Origin of the sequence: Streptomyces sp. NPDC006174 (genome assembly GCF_040614075.1) — a bacterium.
Taxonomy (GTDB): domain Bacteria; phylum Actinomycetota; class Actinomycetes; order Streptomycetales; family Streptomycetaceae; genus Streptomyces.
Genome location: NZ_JBEXTJ010000001.1, coordinates 429,855 through 448,572, shown reverse-complemented (window position 1 = coordinate 448,572; position 18,718 = coordinate 429,855). Strand labels below are relative to the sequence as shown.

General features: G+C 70.9%; 14 protein-coding genes and 1 pseudogene. 2 read left to right on the top strand and 13 right to left on the bottom strand.

Annotation, left to right across the window (positions count from 1 at the left end; translation table 11 throughout):
• Positions 1-37: 37 nt before the first annotated feature.
• The 3 genes from ABZ267_RS02040 to ABZ267_RS02030 all read right to left on the bottom strand — a co-directional run bounded on the left by ABZ267_RS02040 (position 38) and on the right by ABZ267_RS02030 (position 6,976).
• Positions 38-1,660 carry an ABC transporter substrate-binding protein gene (locus tag ABZ267_RS02040; RefSeq protein ID WP_356746887.1) on the bottom strand — a complete coding sequence of 541 codons (1,623 nt, stop codon included), beginning with the start codon at positions 1,658-1,660 and terminating at the stop codon, positions 38-40.
• A gap of 636 nt (positions 1,661-2,296) precedes the next feature.
• Positions 2,297-4,168, bottom strand: a complete 1,872-nt coding sequence (gene typA / locus ABZ267_RS02035; protein ID WP_356746888.1) for a translational GTPase TypA — start codon at positions 4,166-4,168, stop codon at positions 2,297-2,299.
• A 399-nt stretch (positions 4,169-4,567) separates the two neighbouring features.
• Positions 4,568-6,976, bottom strand: coding sequence for an ABC transporter family substrate-binding protein (locus ABZ267_RS02030; RefSeq protein ID WP_356746889.1), 2,409 nt, complete (start codon positions 6,974-6,976; stop codon positions 4,568-4,570).
• Positions 6,977-7,220: 244 nt separating this feature from the next.
• On the opposite strand from ABZ267_RS02030, the pseudogene ABZ267_RS02025 reads away from it, so the two are divergent.
• Positions 7,221-7,493: pseudogene (locus tag ABZ267_RS02025) on the top strand (substrate-binding domain-containing protein); the annotation flags it as partial.
• A 72-nt stretch (positions 7,494-7,565) separates the two neighbouring features.
• The gene (locus ABZ267_RS02020; RefSeq protein ID WP_356746890.1) at positions 7,566-8,759 is read left to right on the top strand and encodes a PP2C family protein-serine/threonine phosphatase; all 1,194 of its coding nucleotides are present in this window, start codon (positions 7,566-7,568) and stop codon (positions 8,757-8,759) included.
• Positions 8,760-8,895: 136 nt separating this feature from the next.
• Here the strand turns inward: ABZ267_RS02020 and ABZ267_RS02015 are convergent, their stop codons facing one another.
• The 10 genes from ABZ267_RS02015 to ABZ267_RS01970 are packed head-to-tail and all read right to left on the bottom strand — an operon-like array spanning position 8,896 to position 18,688.
• Entirely contained in the window at positions 8,896-9,849 is a 954-nt protein-coding gene (locus ABZ267_RS02015) for a hypothetical protein (RefSeq protein WP_356746891.1), read from the bottom strand.
• Positions 9,840-10,481: a 4'-phosphopantetheinyl transferase superfamily protein gene (locus tag ABZ267_RS02010; RefSeq protein WP_356746892.1), complete on the bottom strand. Its 642-nt coding sequence runs from the start codon at positions 10,479-10,481 to the stop codon at positions 9,840-9,842. Before ABZ267_RS02010 ends, ABZ267_RS02015 begins: the two co-directional genes overlap by 10 nt.
• Positions 10,478-11,611, bottom strand: coding sequence for an acyl-CoA dehydrogenase family protein (locus ABZ267_RS02005; protein ID WP_356746893.1), 1,134 nt, complete (start codon positions 11,609-11,611; stop codon positions 10,478-10,480). The genes ABZ267_RS02010 and ABZ267_RS02005 overlap by 4 nt, the downstream gene beginning before the upstream one ends.
• Positions 11,604-12,803, bottom strand: a complete 1,200-nt coding sequence (locus ABZ267_RS02000) for an acyl-CoA dehydrogenase family protein (protein ID WP_356746894.1) — start codon at positions 12,801-12,803, stop codon at positions 11,604-11,606. The genes ABZ267_RS02005 and ABZ267_RS02000 overlap by 8 nt, the downstream gene beginning before the upstream one ends.
• Entirely contained in the window at positions 12,800-13,075 is a 276-nt protein-coding gene (locus ABZ267_RS01995) for an acyl carrier protein (protein WP_356746895.1), read from the bottom strand. Before ABZ267_RS01995 ends, ABZ267_RS02000 begins: the two co-directional genes overlap by 4 nt.
• On the bottom strand, positions 13,075-14,367 hold the full coding sequence (locus ABZ267_RS01990) for a type III PLP-dependent enzyme (RefSeq protein WP_356746896.1): 1,293 nt from the start codon (positions 14,365-14,367) through the stop codon (positions 13,075-13,077). The genes ABZ267_RS01995 and ABZ267_RS01990 overlap by 1 nt, the downstream gene beginning before the upstream one ends.
• A complete protein-coding gene (locus ABZ267_RS01985) occupies positions 14,351-15,868 on the bottom strand; it encodes an AMP-binding protein (protein WP_356746897.1) in 1,518 nt (505 codons plus the stop codon). Before ABZ267_RS01985 ends, ABZ267_RS01990 begins: the two co-directional genes overlap by 17 nt.
• A complete protein-coding gene (locus ABZ267_RS01980; RefSeq protein WP_356746898.1) occupies positions 15,865-17,055 on the bottom strand; it encodes a hypothetical protein in 1,191 nt (396 codons plus the stop codon). The genes ABZ267_RS01985 and ABZ267_RS01980 overlap by 4 nt, the downstream gene beginning before the upstream one ends.
• Positions 17,052-18,413 carry a TrpB-like pyridoxal phosphate-dependent enzyme gene (locus tag ABZ267_RS01975; protein WP_356746899.1) on the bottom strand — a complete coding sequence of 454 codons (1,362 nt, stop codon included), beginning with the start codon at positions 18,411-18,413 and terminating at the stop codon, positions 17,052-17,054. The genes ABZ267_RS01980 and ABZ267_RS01975 overlap by 4 nt, the downstream gene beginning before the upstream one ends.
• Positions 18,410-18,688: an acyl carrier protein gene (locus ABZ267_RS01970; RefSeq protein ID WP_356746900.1), complete on the bottom strand. Its 279-nt coding sequence runs from the start codon at positions 18,686-18,688 to the stop codon at positions 18,410-18,412. The genes ABZ267_RS01975 and ABZ267_RS01970 overlap by 4 nt, the downstream gene beginning before the upstream one ends.
• Between the last annotated feature and the right edge of the window lie 30 nt (positions 18,689-18,718).

Genomic DNA, 18,718 nt, shown 5'->3' with positions numbered 1-18,718 from the left:
CCTAATTTTTGCCTACTGCGTCATGCGAAGACGCAGGTCAGGACTTTTCGACCTTGGTGAGCTCAACCTGGTTGAAGACGTTCAGCTCAACGTTCTTGACGTTGGTCGAGTGACCGAAGACGTTCTTGCCGAAGCGCAGCGGGATGACCGGCATGTCCTTGGCGAGGACATCCTCAGCGGCCTGCCACTTGACGATGGCCTCTTCCTCGGTCTTGGCCTCGCGACCCTCCTGCACCAGGCGGTCGAAGTCCTTGTTGCTGTACCCGTAGTAGTTCGAGGAACCGTTGGTGGTGTACAGCGGGCCCAGGTAGTTCTCCATGGACGGGTAGTCCATGATCCAGCCCATGCGGAACATGCCGGAGAACTTCTTGTTCTCGACCTGCGTCAGCAGCTCGGCGAACTTCGGCACGGCCTGGCTCACGCACTCCAGGCCCAGGTTCTTCTTGAGCTGGTCACACGTGGCGTTGATCCACTGCTCGTGACCGCCATCGGCGTTGTGACCGATGTTGATCTTGTTGCCGGCGATGCCACCGGCCTCGGCGAGCAGCTTCTTGGCGGCGGGCACGTCGAACTTGCAGGCCTCGCCACAGGTGTCCTCGCGGTAGCCGCCCACGACCGGGGAGACGAAGGAACGCGCGGAGGACTGCGAACCCTGGAAGACCACCTTGATGATCTCGTCGCGGTCGATGGCCATCGAGATGGCCTTGCGCACGCGCGGGTCGCTGTACTTCTTGTCGTACGTCGGGAAGGCGACGAACTGGAAGGTGGAGGCCGGCGACGTCTTGAAGCGGTCACCGAGCTCGCTCGGGGCGGTGCCCATGACCTCGGTCGGGATCTGGTCCACGATGTCGAGGTTGTTGGCGAGCAGGTCGTTGTACGCGGTGTTCTGGTCCTGGAAGATCCGGAACTCGACCGAGTCGACCTTCGGCTTCGCGCCGAGCTTGTAGTCCGGGTAGGCCTTGACCTTCACGAACTTGTCGTGGTTCCACTTGCCGTCCATCTGGAACGGACCCTGGCCGATCGGGGCTTCCTCGTACGCCTTGACGTCGGCGAGGGCGGCCTCGGGCACGGGGTAGAACACCGTGTAGCCGAGGACCGACTTGTAGCCGGCGAACGGGGCCTTGAGGGTGACCTGGATGGTCTTGTCGTCGACGGCCTTGAGGCCGGTGAGCAGCTTGGCCTTCGGGGCGGCGGCCTTCTTCGGGCCTTCCTCGCCGTCCGGGTCGACGGGGTTCATCTCGTCGTAGCCCTGGATGGTGCTGAAGAAGTAGTTGCCGTCGGCCGTGTTCGGGCCGTAGGCGCCCCAGTTCCAGGCGGCGACGTAGTCCTTGGCGGTGACGGGCTTGCCGTCGTGCCAGGTGGCGTCCTTGAGCTTGATCGTCCAGACCTTGTTGTCCGGGCTCTCGATGGACTCCGCGGCGGCCAGCACCGGCTCGTTCTTCGCGTCGAAGTCGACGAGCGGCGTGAACAGGCCCGAGAGGACCTGCGAGCCACCGGACTCGGTGACCGACTGCGGGATGAGTCGCTTGGGCTCGGCGATGTTCATGCTGAACCCGCTGCCGGACTTGCCCTTGCCACCCTCGTCGCTACCGCCGCCGCCACAGGCGGTTGCGGCCAGGGCGACGACTATCGCGCACCCGACCATCTTGGAACCACGCATGGGTTCTCCTCCTCAAGAGTCCACTTTTGATCACTGCAAGAGGGGCACTGGTACGTCGCCGACACCCCTGACGGCGATGAACAGTGACCCCGAAGTGTGCTCGTGAGTCGGCGCTCCCCACAGCGCGTGACCCATTGACCCGAGCTCAATGGAGCCAACTATTGAGTACGGCCGGGCCGTAAACCACACTTAAAGGGTCTCGGTTTGACAACATCACCGGCCCTTGGATGCCCGAAATCCGGACAAAGTGATCCTAGACAGACGCCCGCGAAACGGACTGTTAACGCAACTTCCGGAGGGCGACGCCCGATAACCGGACACATGCATCAGGAAAATGGATTGCGTACCGACCCGTCCCGAACCACATTCTCCCACCGGAACCAGGGCCCTGACAGGCGTATTGCCGACCCGGCCGGACCGGAGTGTGACGTTCCATCAGAGCGTTTCCCGTTGCACACATTCCGGCTGCGACCGTAAGGAACGGGCAGGCCGGCGTACGGGACAAGCGAAAGGTCCGGCCTCCACAGGTCGTGGAAGGCCGGACCGATCTCGTCGTACCTCAGGCCGTACCGCCGGGTGCCGAGAACCGCCTCGGCGCCCGCTACGGGGTTACGTGCCCGCTCCTGCCGGGTTGCGTCAGCGCTTGGCGCGGGAGGCGGCGCGGCCGCGCTCCTTCGCGTCCAGGACGACCTTGCGGATCCGCACGGTCTCCGGGGTCACCTCGATGCACTCGTCCTCGCGGCAGAACTCCAGGGACTGCTCCAGCGAGAGCTTGCGGGCCGGGACCACGTTCTCCGTGGTGTCCGCGGAGGCCGCGCGCATGTTGGTGAGCTTCTTCTCCTTGGTGATGTTCACGTCCATGTCGTCGGCGCGGGAGTTCTCGCCGACGATCATGCCCTCGTAGACCTCGGTGCCGGCCTCGGTGAAGATGACACCGCGCTCCTGGAGGTTGACCATCGCGAACGGGGTCACCGAACCCGAACGGTCCGCCACCAGCGAGCCGTTGTGACGGGTGCGCAGCTCGCCGAACCACGGCTCGTGGCCCTCGAAGATGGAGTGCGCGATGCCGGTGCCGCGGGTCTGCGTCAGGAACTCCGTACGGAAGCCGATGAGGCCGCGGGACGGAACGATCCACTCCATGCGGACCCAGCCGGAGCCGTGGTTCGTCATGGTCTCCATACGGCCCTTGCGGGTCGCCATGAGCTGCGTGATGGCGCCGAGGTGCTCCTCGGGCGAGTCGATCGTCATGCGCTCGATCGGCTCGTGCGTCTTGCCGTCGATCTGCTTGGTGACGACCTCGGGCTTGCCGACGGTCAGCTCGAAGCCCTCGCGGCGCATCTGCTCGACCAGGATGGCGAGCGCCAGCTCACCACGGCCCTGGACCTCCCAGGCGTCGGGACGCTCGGTGTCCAGGACGCGGAGCGAGACGTTACCGATCAGCTCGCGGTCCAGGCGGTCCTTCACCTGGCGGGCGGTGACCTTGTGGCCCTTGCCGCCCTTGCCGACGAGCGGCGAGGTGTTGGTGCCGATGGTCATCGAGATGGCCGGCTCGTCGACCGTGATCAGCGGCAGCGCGATCGGGTTCTCGGGGTCGGCCAGGGTCTCGCCGATCATGATGTCCGGGAAGCCGGCGACGGCACAGATGTCACCCGGGCCCGCCACCTCGGCCGGCTTGCGGGTGAGCGCCTCGGTCATCATCAGCTCGGTGATGCGGACGTTGGACATGGTGCCGTCACGCTTGATCCAGGTGACGGTCTGGCCCTTGCGCAGCTCACCCTGCTCGACGCGGCAGAGCGCGATACGGCCGAGGAAGTTGTCGGCGTCCAGGTTGGTGACGTGGGCCTGGAGCGGCGCGTCCGCGTCGAACTCCGGGGCCGGGACGTGCGAGAGGATCGTGTTGAAGAACGGCTCCAGGTTCTCGCTGTCCTGCGGGACGGTGCCGTCCTCGGGCTTGGTCAGCGAGGCGACGCCGTCACGGGCGCAGGCGTAGACGATCGGGAACTCGATCTGGTCCTCGTCCGCGTCGAGGTCCAGGAACAGGTCGTACGTCTCGTCGACGACCTCGGCGATCCGGGAGTCGGGACGGTCCGTCTTGTTGATGCAGAGGATGACCGGCATCTTCGCGGCCAGCGCCTTGCGCAGCACGAAGCGGGTCTGGGGCAGCGGACCCTCGGAGGCGTCGACGAGCAGCACGACCGCGTCCACCATCGACAGACCGCGCTCGACCTCGCCGCCGAAGTCGGCGTGGCCGGGGGTGTCGATGATGTTGATCGTGATCGGGTCCCCGCCGTCCTTGGGGTGGTACTTCACCGCCGTGTTCTTGGCGAGGATCGTGATGCCCTTCTCACGCTCCAGGTCGTTCGAGTCCATCATGCGATCGTCGAGGTGCTCGGCGGCGTGGGCGGCGAACGCTCCGGCCTGCTTGAGCATGGCGTCGACCAGCGTGGTCTTGCCGTGGTCGACGTGGGCGACGATGGCTACGTTACGGATGTCGTGGCGCGTGGGCATGGGTGGCTTGCGCTTCTCTCGGATCGTGGGATCAGGCGTCTCAGTCGGTCTTCGAGTCCTCGTACGCCCGCCGGGCGGCACGCCACGGCTCGTCCCATGGTACGGGCCTTGCGCACGCCGGGCTTCCCGGGCCGATCCGCGAACGCGGTCTTCCCGTGTGATTCAGGCGATATTCAGCCGGTGTCAAGGAGCGGTGGCAGCTGAGGAAAGGCCGCATGAGGGGGGAGGGTGTGAGGAGGTCGAACGGCCCGGGTCGGGGCGGATACCACCTTGCCCGCCGGGGTCGCCGACGGGCAAGGGTTTTGAGCAGCATCTGAGCTTGTGCAAACCGTTGACCTGCTGTTTTCTCCGCTGACCTGGTGGTTCTTCCGGTGACCTGCCGGTAGCTCCGGTGACCTGCTACTTCTTGCGGTCTGCGGCGGAACCTGCCGCTTGCCGGTCCGTGAACCCGATGTCCTGGTAACGGGGGGCCGCGAAGCCGAAGGCGCCGACGTTCGCGAGCTTCTTGTCCACCGCGACGAGCTGCGGGCGCTGGTAGAGCGGAATCGATCCGGCGGCGGCCCAGATCCTGGCGTCCGCCTGCTTCATCAGCTCCCGCGAGGCCTTCTCGTCGAGCTCGGCGACCGCCTGGTCGAAGAGCTGGTCGATGTGGTCGGTGCCGACCCGGGTGTAGTTCTGCTCGACGAGGAGCGAACCGTCCGTGGCCGGCTCCGGCTTGGCGTAGATCGGGCGGCCGTCGGTGGCCGGGTAGGCGGTGGCGGGCCAGGAGTAGAGCGCCAGGTCGTAGTCGCCGGAGGCGATGTGGTCCTTGAAGTAGCTCTCGTCGGGAACCTTGGTGATCTCCGTACCGATGCCGATCTTCTCCAGCATCGTCGCGATCTTCTCGCCGACACCGCGCAGCGACTGCGAGCCGGGCCCGGAGGGGAGCACGAAGCGCAGGGTCAGCGTCTTGCCGTCCTTGCCGAGCGGCCCCTGGACCGAGGCGGGCGCGGGTGCGGCGGTGCCCATGGGGGCGTACGCGCCGGCGGCTCCGCCGGGCTGCTTGTCCTGGGCGTTGGCCTTGGCGGCGGCTTCGGTGGCCTTGGTGGTATCGGTGGCGCTGTCCTCACTCAGAGCGCGCGCCTGACGGAGCAGGGCGAGGCTCTGAGCGGCGGCGGCCTGGGAGGGAGCGAGGATGTGGGAGGTGTCCGGGCCCTGGACGGGTCCTGCGCCCGGCTTGTCGTCCTGGCCGACGATGTAGAGGCCCTCGGCGCGGGAGGCGGAGCTGTCGTCGGAGCCGGTGGCGGCCCGGTCGTCCTGGTCCTCGGCCTTGTCGGTCTTCTCGGCCTTCTTCTCGTCCGCCTCGGTCTTCTCCGTGCTGTCCGTGCTGTCCTTGTCCTCCTTGCTGTCCTTGTCCTCCTTCTTCTCCGCCTCGCTGCCCGCCTTGGTGTCCTTCGGCTTCTCCGCCGCACCGCCCTGCGTCCAGCCAGCGTCGGCCAGCAGCGCCTGGGCCTCCTTGGTGTTCTGGTCGCCGAGCGCTCCGCTGCCGTCCTTGTAGCCGGGCTGTCCGGCCAGGGCCAGGTGGCTGCCGGGCGGCTTCGCCGGGAGCCCGAGCGGCTTCAGTACGGTCTCGGCGATCTCCTGCCGGTCCAGCGCGCGGGCCACCGCCCGGCGGACCCGGTCGTCGGCGAGCGGGCCGGACTCGCCGTTCAGCGCGAGCTGGGTGTAGGCGGGCTCCAGGGACTTGCGTACGGCGTAACCGCGCAGGGCCTTCTGCTCCGCCCCGTACGCGGCGACGGCCTCGCGGGTCTTCTCGCGGGCCGCCTGCGCGATCTCGGCCTGCTCCTCGTCGGAGCCGTGGGCTAGAGCCCAGGAGCGCAGCGCGTCGGCCGGGGTGAGGGCGGCGCCGGGGCCGTGGGTGAGCGGCTGGCCGTTGCTGCCGTCGCGGAGGGCGAGGGCGATGCGGTCGGCGGTGGTGGCGTCGATGTCGGTGATGTGCACGGTGCCGTCGGCGAGGGCCCTGGTGCGGTCCTTGGGCGCGACGGCCCGGAAGACGAGGCTGTCCAGCTTGGCCTTCTCGCCCCACCAGCGCGGGTTGCGGACGAGAGTGACGGTCCCCTCGGCCTTGCTCACGCTCTTGAGCTGGAAGGGTCCGGCGGTGTTCTTCAGCGCGGTGCGCGCGCCGTCGTTGAAGGTGTCCGGCGAGCCGGTGATCTCCTTCGGGTAGAGCGGCGAGAAGAGCGAGCGCCAGTCCGCGTACGGCTTCGCGAACGTGACCCGGACCTGGAGGTCGTCGGCGCCGCGCTCGATCTTCTCGATCCGCTCGTAGCCGGCGTTGCGGGCCGTCCAGAAGGCCGAGTCCTTGCCGCTGAGCGCCCGCCACTGGGCGACGAAGTCGGGCGCGCCGATCTCGCGGCCGTCGCTCCAGACCGCCTGCTGGTTGAGCTTGTAGAGGACGACCTGCTTCGGCTCGCGCTCGATGACCTTGGCGGTCTCCAGGTAGTCCGGGTTGAGCTCGGGCTGCCCGGCCGCGTCCATCGGGAAGAGCGTGGGCAGCAGGGCTCCGGTGATCTTGGTGGTGGCGCTGTCGGCGTCCGCCTGGAAGGCGTTGAGGGTGGTGGGCACCGCGTCGACGGCCCAGTTCACCGTCGATCCGTCGGCGACCCGGTCGCGGGCGGCGGGCGCGATGTCCTGCGGGACCCCTCGGGAGGTCTCCTCGGTGTCGGAGCTGCAGCCCGCCAGCGCGGGGATCGTGAGCACCCCCGCTGTGAGGAGCGCGAGCGAGCGGCGCTTTCGTGCCGTCCCGCGCGGGACGCCGACGTGGGACATGGCTGATACCTCCGGGGCCGGCCCGGACCACCCCGCACCGGAATGGACCGGATAGTGCGTATCTGATGGCATTTGCAGTTGATCACACTGATTTCTTCCACCCACTGAAAGCTCCTCCGCGCGGGAGGGAGCGCCGACACGGCGAACAGGCACATCAAGCTCACCCACCTGGAGGAACGATTCGGCACCCTCGCGCTCCCGCTCCCACGCACGGATCGCGCTGTCTTGCTCCTCCGGCGGCCCAGCGATGCTCTTCGTCAACGACCAGATGGCCATCTAGGCGCTGGAGCAGCGCGGTGTGCGGGTGCCCGAGGACATCGCGGTGACCGGTTTCGACGGCATCCCGCTCAGCCGGATCGTCCGTCCGCCGCTGACCACGGTCCGCCAGCCGACCCGCCAACTCCGCTAGCAGGCGGTGGAGTTGCTGGACCAACGCCTGTCCGACCCGGCGCGCCCGCCGGTCTCGCTGGAGTTGCCGGTCTCGGTGACGCGGCGGGCCGGCTGCGGCTGCGGCTGAGCCGGGCCCTTCGAAAGAGGCGCTGAGTCAGGGCTGGGAGGGCATAAGCACTTCCTACCTGAGGAGGCTGTGGTGACGAGTGACAGGACGGGGCTGGCCGCAGTGCTGGCGGCCGCGCAGCATGCCGCACCGGTGAATTCGGTCGATGTCGTGGCACGCGACCTGCGCACCCGGTTCGGTGCGCGGTACGTGTCGTTCCTCTTCGTGGACGTGGTCGGCAGCCGCCTGCTGCGGGTCAGCGACATGGCCGGCGCCTCCCAGGAGCAACGGACCGAGAGGGTTCCTCTGGCGGGCAGCGGCATCTACGACAAGGTGCTGCGGTCCCAGAAGCTGCTGCAGGTGGAGCGGGACGGGAAGGGGCAGTGCGTACTCGCTCCTGTGACCAACCGCGGTGACGCCATCGGGGTGCTGGAACTGTTCCTCGACACCGTCACCGAGGAGACGCTGGCACAGGTCGAGGAGGCCGCGCACGCGCTGGCGTACATCATCGTCACCGACCGCCGCTTCACCGACCTCTACCACTGGGGCAACCGCACCACGCCGGTCAGCCTGGCGGCGGAGATCCAGCGCCAGCTGCTTCCCTCCGCTCCCTCCTGCGACGCGGCCGAATTCGCTCTCGCCGGAGCTCTGGTCCCGGCCTCCGACATCGCCGGGGACACCTACGACTACAGCCTCGACAACAGCGCCCTCCATCTGTCCGTCACCGACGCCATGGGCCACGACGTCAACGCCTCGCTCATCGCCACGCTCGCCGTGAACGCCTCGCGCGGCGCGCGCCGTGCCGGAGCGGATCTCGCCGAACAGGCCCGCCAGGTGCACCAGGCCCTCCTCGACCACGGGAACGGCGCCTTCACCACCGGCCAGCTGCTCCGCATCGCGCTGGACGGGAGCCGCGTCCAGCTCGTCAACGCCGGCCATCCCGGACCGCTCCGGATGCGCGACGGCTCGGTCGAGGAGGTCGCACTCCGGGTCGACATGCCGTTCGGCTTCCCTCCGCAGGGTTCCTACCGGGTGCAGGACCTCGACCTGCGGCCCGGCGACCGCGTCCTGCTGTTCACCGACGGCGTGCAGGAGCGCGAAGCGGCGACGGTCGACCTGCCCGGACTCCTGGCTCGGACCGCCGCGGAGCACCCGCGTGAGGTCGTCCGCACGATGGTCACCGCGGTCGCCGACGCCTACGGCGGCCGCCCGCCCAAGGACGACGCCACCGTCCTGTGCCTGGACTGGAACGGCCCCCGGAGCGAAACCCGCCGACCGCACTCCTGAGCCCGCGCGTCCGGGACCCTCGGACGGCCGGGGCCAGCCGCTCTTCCGGTCGCCGGGGCGGCCGCGGCGGGAGAGGGAGCGGTTCTCGATCTGAGGTCCCGGGGCGCGGTCCGGAGCGGTCCATGCCGGCCTGCTCTCATGGCCCGTCGGATGCCCGCATGTCCTTCAGCGCCGTGCGGAGTTGCTCCACCGAGCGTTCGATCGCCCCCGGCCGGGGGCGCCCGCGGGCCGCGGACTGGGCGGCGAACCTCAGGGCGCGGGGCAGCTCCTCCCAGGCTGTCGAGACAGCCGCCGCCTTGTCGGAGTCGGCGGTGCCAGCCGCGACGTCGAAGGCGAGCCTGAAGGTGTGGTGGCGGGAGGCTGCCCACAGGTCGTCGACGTGCCGCGTCACTGCATCCGGGTCCGCGCACAGGACCCGGGACACATGTTCCAGCGCAGGGTCGAGCCCGAGTATCCAGGTGCCCGGTCCGGGTGTCCCGCCGGTCTGCCGGTCCGGTGGGACGGGTGCGCGCGCGAACCAGCGGTAGTGGTCGTGCGGCGGGAGGGAGATCTCCTCGCCGAGAGCGAGACGGTCGCGCCGGGCGATCTCCGGTGCAGGCTCCCCGGTCGGGGCGAGAGCTGCCGCGAGCTGGGCGTCCTCGATCCAGCCGAGGAAGGGTTCCTGGTCGCCGTGGGGAGTGAGGGCGGCGAAGTGGTCGGCGATCAGCCAGCGGCTGTCACGGTGCTCCCGGACCAGTAACCAGTGCGGGGCGTCCACCTGACCGTACGCCGGTGACCAGGGCAGGTGGCGGATGTTTCCGGCGGCGAGGACCCGGCCGTCCCGGCGCAGCAGGTGCTGCAGGGCCTCGCGCGTGGCGGCCCAGTCGGGGGCACCGGCCGCTTCCAGGCGGCTGCCGTCGTCGCCGGTGTCGATACGCGGATGGTGCGAGAAGGCCAGATGCCCGGCCGGCAGGTCGGTGCGCACGGCGAGCCGGACGCCGTGGGCCAGCCGTCGCCGGACGTCGGGGAGATCCGGCGCCAGGTGGGCCAGCAGGTTGGTGGTGTAGCAGCTGAGGTCCGGCATGGTGGACGGGACATCGGTCAGGAACACGTGGTCTCCCGAGCATCGTCGAGACGGGTGTAGGCACAGCTCAAGGGAGTGCGGGAGTGGTCGCGCAGGCTGATCCAGCGGTAGGCGCCCCAGGTGCCCCGGCGGTGTCCGGGAGGCACGTCGATGGTCCATGGGCTGCCGGACAGTCCGGTGCCGGCGGCTTTGACGCAGGCTTCCTGCACGGTCCACACCCAGGCCAGTTCGAGAGCACGCCCCCGTGCGGACAGTTTTCGTACGTGGTCGGCGTGCGGGCCCAGACAGCGGCGCAGCAGACCGTCGGGCACACTCGGCGCCGGGAGTTGGACGTCCACGCCGACCCGGTGGCAGCGGCCCACGGCGGCCGCGACCGTGTCTCCGTCGTGGGAGATGCTGATGCCGGTGTCCGGGGCGCCTTCGAGGTAGGGCCGCCCGTGCCCGTCGGTCCGCACGGAGGCGTCGGCGTGCTCGGGAACGGTGAGGCGGAGCAAGTGGCGCAACAGGGCGCGGCCCGCGAGGTATTCGGACCGCCGCGGGTGCGGCAGCAGCTCGGCGGCGGCCAGATCCTCGGCGTGTGTGGCGCCGGCGCACCACAGGTCGCGCGTTCTGGTGGCGACCCAGACGTCCGGGGCGACGCGGGTGGGGGTCGCGGTCACGGGCTCAGCTCCCCGAGGATCTGGTCCGCGTAATCGGCGACGGCATCGAGGACGAGTTCGGTGACTCCGCCGCCGATGCCGAACACGGCGGCCTCGGCGCGGATGCGCTGGGCGCCACCCCGGGCCAGGCCGTCCGCCCCTTGCAGCTGTGAGCAGGCCGACAGGACGGGATCCACGGTGAGACCGACCGCGCTCTTGAGCAGGGCCGCCGCGGCGAGGTCCCGTTGCTGGGCGATACGGTCGCCGAGCTGGTCGCAGAGCGCTTGCAGCTGTCGCACCTGTACGAGGCAGGTGGCGTAGCGCTGGCGTACGGCGGCGTTCTGCCACAGCGGAGCGCCGTCGACGGTGCGGAGCGTCAGCCGTTCCTTGGTGTCGGCGAGCACTCTGCCGGTCAGGGCGAGGGCCCACTGGGCTCCGGCGAGCCGTTCGGTGCCCATGTGGCGGGCGAAGGCGAGCATGCCGCGTCCGGGGCGGCCGACGACGTGACCGGGAGCCAGCCGTACGTCGGTGAACTCGACGTGTCCGGTGGCGGAGCCGGGCAGCAGATCGGTCTCGGCGGGGGTCACACGGACCCCGGGGGCTCCGGACGGCACCAGGACCCAGGTGAAGCTGGTGAAGTGCCTGCCGGGCCGGTGCCGGGCGAGCACCAGGAACCAGTCGGCGGCGCAGGCGGTGGTGATCCAGCGTTTGCCGCCGCGCAGTACGAGTTCGTCGGGACCGAGGTCCACCGCCGTGGTGAGCCCGGCGAGGTCGGAACCCGCGGCATCCCTGTCGGTGGCGGCCAGGGCTAGGGTCTGCCGGCCGGAGCGGACACCGTCCAGCGCCTCGCGTACCGGCCCCTCGCCGGGCGCGTCGGTGGCCAGGACCGGCAGGGCGCTCGCCGCCTGCACGAGCACGCTGAGCGTGGCGCCGTTGTCGCCACGGGCGTCGACGGCCGCCAGGAGGGCCGCCAGACGCCGTGGGATCACCGTGCCCTGCTCGTCGTAGAGGCTCTCGGTCAGCCCTGCCGCCCCGCAGGCCTCCCATACCCGTGCGGCGGGGGCGTGCTCGGGCAGGGCGGACAGGACATCGGCGGCCTCCGGTGCCGGGGCTGGGGGCCGCAGGGCCTGGATGGTGGGCAGGTCAGTCAAGACGCACCTCGGAGTCCAGCAGGGTGAGTTTGCCGTCGACGAGGTGGAGCCGGTCGTTGCTGTAGTTGAGCGCGGCGGAGCGCAGGTCGCGCAGACTCTGCTCCAGCCGGGTGGGCGAGTCCTTGAGGTAGCCGTGGCGCATCCCGACGGCCTCCACGAGTTCGTCGACGGCCCGGTGGCACTCCTCGGCGGCGGTGATCTTCAGTCCGTTCAGCAGGAGTTGCGTCCGGGGAGCGGTGACGTCCGGGGTCTGCTCCAGGACGGTGCGGGTGTGCTGGAGCAGCGCGTGCACGGTGTCGATGCGCTGCCGGGTCCGCGAGAGCCGGGTGAGCAGCAGCTCGGAGTCGAGGTCGGCCCGGCCGCGGGTGCGCGGGGAGCGCAGGAGTTTCACCACGCGGGAGAGGGCTCCGGCCGCGGTGCCGAGCCAGCAGGCGGACCAGCCGAGGTGGGCCATGGGTCCGAACACGGACGTGACGACGGTGTGGAAGGCTCCGTGTTCGCCGACGACCTGGTGGGCCGGAACGGTCCCGGACAGGCGCAAAGCGATGCTGTGGCTCGCCCGCATGCCCAGGGGATCCCAGTCGCCGGAGCGTTCGACGCTCAGCTGGTCGCGGTGGGCGTAGACCAGGGAGACCTCCTGCGCGTTCTCGGTGCCGGGGCTCTGCATCGTGACGAGAAAGGCGTCCGCGTGCTCGCCTCCGGTGACGATCGGCGCGAACCGGTCCAGGACGAGGCCGTCGTCGTCGGTGGCGAGAGCGCTGTGCGAGGTCAGCAGGTGGCCGCCCTTGCCCGCTTCGGTGGTGACGGAGGCGAGGTACTGCCGGCCGGCGGCGATCTCCGGGAGCACGTCGTCGCGCAGCTGGGGACCGGCGAAGCGGACCAGGGCGGCGACCTGCTGGCAGTGCATGACCAGGATCATCGCGGTGGACATGTCGACTCGGCCGAGGGCCACCCCGGCCCGGATCATGTCGGCGGTGGTGCCGCCGAGACCGCCGTACTCGCGCGGGACGAGCAGGCCGAGCAGGCCGGTGGTGCGCATCGCGGTCAGCGCCTCGACGGGGAAGTCGGCGTCGCGCTCGTGCCGGGCGAGGTGGTCAGCGGTGACGGCCGCGACCTCCGCGAGCCGTTCTTCGATGCCGTTCGTGCCGGAGGCGACGGGGCGGGATTCCAGCAGCGTGGTGGGGGCGCTCATGCGACGGCCGCCGTGGTGGTGCCCGCGCCGCCGTGCTGCGCTTCGAGGGCCTCGGACACGGCCTGCCAGAGAGCGTCGGCGGTGGCGAAGGTGGCGTCGTTCATGGCGTCGTCGGGCAGCGTCACCTCGAAGGCGTCCTCCAGGGCGAACAGCAGCTCGATGGCCTGCATCGAGTCCAGGCCGTATCCGCGCAGGGAAGCCTGGGGGTCGATCTCCTGGCCGTTGAGGAATTTGAGGAAAGGGGTGAGCGCTTCGGTGAAACGGGGGTCCATCACTTCACTCCTGGGGCGGGTTCGGCGGTGCGGGTCAGGTGGACACGGGTGAGTTCGGGGGCGCGGCCGGGGGCGTCGCCGTCGACGACGGCCTCCGCCGGCAGCGGGTGGCCGAGGAAGGCGACGAGGCTGGCACTGAGGCCGTACGCACCGACGTTGGGCACGGCGAGCACGTCCCCCGGGCGCAGCGCAGGCAGTTTCGCCGCGCGGGACCAGGTGTCGAGCGGGGTGCACAGCGGGCCGGTGACCAGGGTCTCCACGTCAGCGGGCCGCTCCTCGCCCGATGTGGCGACGAGATGGGGGTTGAGCGGGGGCAGACGACGCAGGCCGGGCATGCCACCGAGGTGGTTGATGCCGGACTCCAGGGTCACGACGTCCTTGCCGTGCGAGCGTTTGACGTCCAGTACGGAGGTCAGCAGCACGCCGGCGGTCCCCACCAGGTAGCGGCCCGACTCGAAGACGACGCGGGTGCCGTCGGAGCTGCGGCCGGGCAGTTCCCGGTCGAGCAGCTCAGTCAGTTCCGGGCGCAGTGCGGTCAGGTCGATCCGCTCCCCGGCGGTGGCGAAGGGCGCGCCGAAGCCGCCGCCGAGGTCCAGGACCCGGATACGCGCGCCGTGCCGGGCCAGCTCGGCGCGCAGGGTCTTGGCGGTGTCGAGCGACCGGGCGAACTGGCCCAGGAGCGCTTCGGGCTGGGCCAGATTGGTGCCCATGTACAGGTGCAGGCCGGTCAGTTCGGCGTGCGGCCGGCCGGCGAACCGGGCCGGCTCCGCGAGCACCCAGCGGGTGTCCGCGCCGAACTGCGAGGCGACACCGGTCATGGCGAGGCCCTGGCCGGGCACGGGCTGGTCGTCGTTGATCCGCAGCAGGTACTCGGCACGGACGCCGTGCCCGGCGGCGATCCGGTCCAGCTGCTCGATGGCGTGCGGCGAGTCGACGGAGAAGTGGCGCACCCCGGCGCGCACGGCCGTGTCGACCTCGGCGTCGCGCTTGCCGGGGCCGGTGTAGAGGACCTCGGCGGCGGGCCAGCCCGCGGCCAGGGCGGCGTCGAGCTCGCCGCTGGAGCAGACCTCGGGCGCGGCTCCCTCGGCTCGCAGCGTGCGTAGGAGGGCCGGGTGTGCGTTGGCTTTCAGCGAGTAGTAGAGGCCGCTGCCGTCGGGGAGCGCGGCACGCAGGGCGCTGTGGTTACGGCGGACCTCGGCCAGGTCGTAGACGTACGCGGGGGTCGGGATGCCGGCCAGTACGGCGGGGTCCAGGCCCAGCGGCGGCGCGAGGGGTTCAGCGGGTGCGGACACGGACGGCCTCCTCGGTCAGGGCGGCCAGCGCCTTGCGGTCGACCTTGCCGTTGCCGGTGAGCGGCAGCGCGTCCAGCGGAAGGCAGTGTCCGGGGATCTTGAACTCCTCGATCTGCTCGCGCATACCGTCGAGCACCTGGCCGGCACCGACGTCGCCCACCACGAACAGCAGCGCCGGTGCGGTGGGTTGCGGAGGCAGCACGGCCGCGGCCGTGACGCCGGGCACCCTACGGGCGGCGGCCTCGACCTCGGTGGCGCTGACGCGGAAGCCGCTCTCCTTGTAGATGTCGTCGCGGCGTCCGTCGAAGTACAGGAAGCCGTCCTCGTCGACCCATCCGTAGTCTCCGGTGTGCAGCTGCGGGAAGAGGCCCTCGACGCGGCGGAACCGCTGGGCGGTCAGCTCGGGGCGGCGCCAGTAGCCGGCCATGACGTTGGGACCGCGTACGACGATCTCGCCGATCTCGCCGGGTGCCAGCCGGTTGCCGTCCTCGTCGAGGACGAAGACTTCGGTGCCCGGCAGCGCGCGACCGCTCGATCCGGGCCGGGTGAGGTCTCCGTCGGGCGGCATGATGGTGGCCCGCTTGCACTCGGTGAGTCCGAACATCAGCTGAACGCGCAGGTCGGGCAGGGCGGCGCGCAGGGCGGCGAGCGTCTCGGCGGGCATGGCCGCGCCGGTGTTGGTGAGCAGCCGCAGCGGCGGGGCGCCCCGGCCCCGGGAGCGTCGCAGCAGCCGGGCGAGCGCCTCGGCCACCGACGGGACGGCGGCCAGGACGGTGGCGTTCGCGCGCACCAGGTTGGTCAGGAGCGCCGGTCCGACCTCGGCGGGTCGGCCGAGGGTGACGTGGGCTCCGGCCAGGGTGGACAGGAACAGCTGGTAGAGGCCGTAGTCGAAGGAGAGCGGCAGCGGGCTGTAGACGACGTCGTCGGGCCGGTATCCGAGCACGGACCGGATGGCGCGGGCGGCGAACGTCAGCTGCTGGTGCGTGCTGACGACGGCCTTGGGCAACGAGGTCGTACCGGAGGTGTAGATGAGGCAGACCGGGTCGACCGCGAGCGGTCCCGGCGGTGCCTCTTCGGGTACGGGGGTGTCGGCGAACGCCACCTCCGTGAGGGCCGTGGTGCTCACCGTACGCACGTTCCGCCGCTCGGCCGCCGCTGCCGCGTCGGCGTTGTCGGTGACCAGCAGCGCCGGTTCGCAGTCGTCGAGGACGTGGTCGAGCTGGATGCCGCGGGTCTGTTCGTGCAGGAGCGAGAAGGTGATGCCGGCGCGGGACGCGGCGTAGACCAGGGCCGGCTGGAGGACGGAGCCGGGCGCGCAGACGACGAGCCGGTCCCCGCGTTCGAGTCCTCGCTCCAGGAGCCAGCGGGCGAGACGTCGGGAGCCGCCGTCGAGCGCGCGGTAGGTGAGGGTCTCACCGCCGCTGCTGACGGCGGAGGAGTCCGGCCGGTCGGCGGCCGTCCGGTCGAGGAAGGCGTGCAGAAGATCGGGGTGTGCGGTCACCGGTTCCCTCCCGGTCGGACGGCGACGCGGGCCGGCACCGGTTCGGGTGCGGCGCGCAGGGCGGTGTGGACGATGCGGCCGATGCCGTCGAGGTGGTGGAGGTTCTCGGGGACGAGGTCGTCGGCGGCGCACTCGACGGACAGGTCCCGCTCCAGGCTCTCGATGATCTCGACGACCCGGAACGAGGTGAAGCGGTCGAGGTCGGCGAGCGAGCCGGCCCGCAGAACCGTGGCGGTGTCGGTGCCCAGCACGTCGGCGACGGTGTGGGCGACCTTTTCACGCAGGGCCGCGGGCACCTCGGCGGGCGCGGTGCCGGCCGGTGCCGACGAGCCGGTCGTGGTACCGAAGGCCGTCCGGTCGGCATGGAGCTGGGCGGCGAGCCGGTCGAACGTGCCGGTCGGTTCGGGGCGCCCTCGGGCGACCCTGCGGTACCCGACGTAAACGCTTTCGGCGAGGGATTCCCAGGCCCGGACGTGCGCGTCCCGCGCCTCGCCGCCCGCCGGGTCGCGGTCGTCGAGGAACCGGGCGTGCAGCTTGCGGGAGCGGGCCAGCAGCCACGTCTGGAGGGTGAGCCGGTCGAAGGCGGCGGTCCGGTCCGGGTGCTCGGCGTAGGCGGCGACGTAGGCGTCGACCGCCGCGCCCCCGCATAGGTCGAGTTCGGCGGTGGCTGCCGGGGGCGGGTCGGACGGTGAGAGGACGATGCTGGTCGCGGTTCCGGGGACGGCGGCGGCCAGCTCCTCGGCGGTGATGCTTCGGGTGAGAGGACGGGCGCTGCCCCAGGGCGTCTCGTTGTGGTAGCCGTCGAAGACGACCGGGGCGTGCGCGTCGCCCTCCAGCAGGAAGCTGTGCTCCATGTGCCGGTGGCCCGCGTACGGCAGCCAGGGCAGGTGGTAGGCGTCGGAGACGACGTAGTGGCCGGGCTCGGGCCGGAGCGGCTCGCCGGGGCCGGTGCTCCGCTCGGCGACGACGCGCAGTCCGAGCAGCCGTCGGGCGTCGGCGAGGTGGTCGGCCAGGGTCGGCTCCACGGTGGGCAGACCGTCGGCGTCGGGCCTCGGGGTGAAGCGCAGGACGGCGCCGAGGGCCCGGTGGGTGCCCGGGCCGTGCCAGCGGTCGGCTAGGACGGCGAGGTTGACCTGTACGCAGTCGAAGAGAGCGCAGTCCGTGGTGGTGGCAGGGGTGCTGCTCACGCGCTCGCTCCCGTCCCGGCGGATGCCTGGGCCGGCTCCAGTCCGGTCATGGCGCGGCGCAGCTGCTCGGCGTCGGGCGCGGCGTCGCTCAACTCGCCGTCCAGGAGCTGCTGGTAGGCGCCGAGGTCGAGGTAGCCGTGGCCGCTGACGCAGACGACGACACCCTTCTCGGCACGCACCGGACCACTGTTGGCGTCGGCTCCGCCGGCGGCCAGCCGGGCGGCGGCCGCGAGGGCGTGCCCGGACTCCGGGGCGGGCAGCACCATCTCGCTGCGCGTGAACAGCCGCCCGGCGTCGAGCGCGTCGACCTGACCGATGGCGGTGGCGGCGATGCGGTCGCGGTGGCGCAGCGCGGAGAGGATCTTGGCGGCGCCGTGGAAGCGCAGTCCGGCGGAGTGCGAGTCGGGGATCGGGTAGGAGCTGCCGATCGTGTACATCGCCTCCATCGGACCGGTGCCGGTGGCGTCCGTGCGGTCGTACGCGTACGTGCCCCGGGTCAGCTTGGGCGTGGTCGCGGACTCGGCGGCGAGCAGCAGGGGCTCGGCGGTGCCTGCGGTGGCGGAGGCGGCGAGGAACGGCAGGGCGATCCCGCCGAAGTTCGAGCCGGCGCCCACGCAGCCGACCACGGCGTCGATGTCGGCTTCGAGTCCGGCGAGCTGGTCGATGGCCTCCAGGCCGATCACGGACTGGTGCAGGATGCTGTACGTCTCGCCGCTTCCGATGCAGAAGGCGGCGCCCTCGGTGCGGCCGGCGTACTCGACCGCCTCACCGATGGCGAGCGAGAGGCTGTTGACGCCGGCCTCGCTCTGCGCCGCGACCTCGGTGAGCGTGCTCGGGCTGGCGTGCACGGTGGCACCGAGGGTGCGCATCAGCGTTCCGCGGTAGGGCTTGCGGCGCAGGCTGCCGTCGACCATGAAGATGGTGCACTTCATGCCGAACAGGGCGCAGGCGGCGGCGAGTGCTGTCCCCCACTGTCCGGCGCCGGTGCCCGAGACCAGCTCCCGCACGCCGGCTCTGGCGTAGTAGTAGGCCTGGGCGAGTGCGGTGTTGAGTTTGTGGCTGCCGGAGATGTTGCCGCCCTCGTACTTGACGTAGATCGGCACCCGCGCGCCGACGGCGCGCTCGAAGGCCCGCGCCCGCCACAGCGGGGTCGGCCGGAAGGACCGGTAGGCGTCGGCGACCTCGGCGGGTATGTCCCAGTGCTCGCGGGGCAGGACGCTCTGGCGGACGAGCTCCATCGGCAGGTTGACCTGTACGCCGTCGCGGCCGGCGGAGGGCGGGGTGCGGTCGGGTGGCAGGGGTTCGTCGAGGTGGGGCAGGACACTGCGCCAGGTGGTGGGCAACTGCGTGGTGATCATCGGCTCTCCTCCGCCCCGAGCATGACGACTTCGATGAGGTCGTTCACGGTGTGGAAGCTGCGGCCTACGAAGAGGTCGTCGGGCAGGACGATGTCCAGCTCGTCCTCCAGCAGCACCAGCATGCCGACGAATCCGAGCGAGTTGACCTGGAGGAGCTCCCCGTTGAGGGGCTCGTGGTCGTCGACCTCGGAGGGTTGCAGCGGCAGGCGGGACTCGGCGAGCACCACGCGCTTGACGGTGGTGGCGACCGCCGCCCGGTCCAGTCCTGTGATCATGAAAGAGCTCCGTGAGAGGTGGGGGCAGGA

Bases quoted from the DNA above. Each gene is read 5' to 3' on its own strand.
- ABZ267_RS01995 (WP_356746895.1), bottom strand. From the start codon at position 13,075: ATGGACCCCCGTTTCACCGAAGCGCTCACCCCTTTCCTCAAATTCCTC.
- typA (WP_356746888.1), bottom strand. From the start codon at position 4,168: ATGCCCACGCGCCACGACATCCGTAACGTAGCCATCGTCGCCCACGTC.
- ABZ267_RS01975 (WP_356746899.1), bottom strand. From the start codon at position 18,413: ATGATCACCACGCAGTTGCCCACCACCTGGCGCAGTGTCCTGCCCCAC.
- ABZ267_RS01970 (WP_356746900.1), bottom strand. From the start codon at position 18,688: ATGATCACAGGACTGGACCGGGCGGCGGTCGCCACCACCGTCAAGCGC.
- ABZ267_RS02040 (WP_356746887.1), bottom strand. From the start codon at position 1,660: ATGCGTGGTTCCAAGATGGTCGGGTGCGCGATAGTCGTCGCCCTGGCC.
- ABZ267_RS02000 (WP_356746894.1), bottom strand. From the start codon at position 12,803: ATGAGCGCCCCCACCACGCTGCTGGAATCCCGCCCCGTCGCCTCCGGC.
- ABZ267_RS02030 (WP_356746889.1), bottom strand. From the start codon at position 6,976: ATGTCCCACGTCGGCGTCCCGCGCGGGACGGCACGAAAGCGCCGCTCG.